At 65.9% G+C, this 1322-nt stretch carries 1 protein-coding gene; it reads left to right on the forward strand.

Annotated features, from left to right (window positions below; all coding sequences use genetic code 11):
- On the forward strand, positions 1 to 1322 hold a 1322-nt coding region (locus EB084_25665; protein ID NDD31651.1), incomplete at both ends, for a non-ribosomal peptide synthetase.

A 1322-nucleotide genomic window follows, 5' to 3' on the forward strand; every position in this document is an offset into this window, starting at 1 on the left:
TTCTTCTCCGAGATGCTCGCACACATCGACACGCCCACCGCCCCCTTCGGCATCATGCACGCGAACAGCAGCGGCGAGGACGTGGCGGAAGCGCACCTGCGCATCTGCCCTGACCTCGCCGCACGCATGCGCGCCGCAGCGGCCCGTGCGGCCGTGCCACCCGCCACCCTTGCCCACCTCGCCTGGGCCCTCGTGCTGAGCCGTCTCTGTGGGCAGGACGAGGTCGTCTTCGGCACCGTGCTGTTCGGACGGCTCCAGGGTGGGCTGGATGTCGAGCGCGCCATGGGCCTCTTCATCAACACCCTGCCACTGGCTGTAAACCTGCGCAACCAGACCGCCGCGCAGGTGCTCACCCAAATCGCAAAGCGGCTCGTCTCCCTCATCCGGCATGAGCACGCTCCCCTCAGTGTCGCCAAGAGCTGTGCAGGCATCCCTGCCGGTGGAGAGCTGTTCACCGCCATGCTCAACTATCGACACAGCGCTGCGCCAGCCCAAGACGGGTCGGAGAACGCTTTCGCCCCTGGAATCACCATCCTCAGCGCCCGGGAGCGCACGAACTACCCCTTCGCGATGTCGGTGGACGACCTCGGGATCGGGTTCGCCCTCACTGCCCAGAGCGTTGAGATCGAAGGTATCGGATGGACCGCGCAAGCGCTGTGCGATCTCATGCGCGAGGCGCTCGCGCAGCTCACCACGGCAGTGGAACAGGAAAGCACGCGGCCAGCTCTCGCACTCTCCCTGCTCGCGGAGAATGATCTCATGCGTCTTGAGCCGTGGACGGGCTCCCCAGCGACGCTCTCCGATCCGCGCCCCCTCATGCACCAGCGCTTCGAAGAGCACGTTGCCCTTCACCCTGACGCCACCGCCATCGTCTTTGAAGACCAAAACCTCACCTACGGTACGCTCGATGCCCGTGCCAACCGCCTGGCGCGACATCTCATTGGTCTTGGCATGGGCCCCGACGAGCGCGTAGCACTCGTCATGGAGCGTGGCTTCGATCTCATCGTCGCCATCCTCGCCACCCTCAAAGCCGGCGGCGCCTACGTGCCCCTCGATCCCGCCTGGCCGACCGAACGCCTCACCTACGCGATCAAGGACAGCAGAGCGAAGGTCGTGCTCACGCACGAGGCTGTATACAAGACCGCGCTGTCAGGGACGCACCCAGACACCCACATCTCAGATGGACCCCAGATCGTCTGCATGGACGCGCCCCAGACGCGGCGCGCTGTAGCACATAGAACGCATACCAGGCCTGGCACGAGCGCGCTCTCCCCGCAGAGCCTGGCCTACGTCATCTACACCTCGGGCTCCACCGGCAGGCC

It is taken from the genome of Pseudomonadota bacterium (genome assembly GCA_010028905.1).
Lineage (GTDB): Bacteria > Vulcanimicrobiota > Xenobia > RGZZ01 > RGZZ01 > RGZZ01.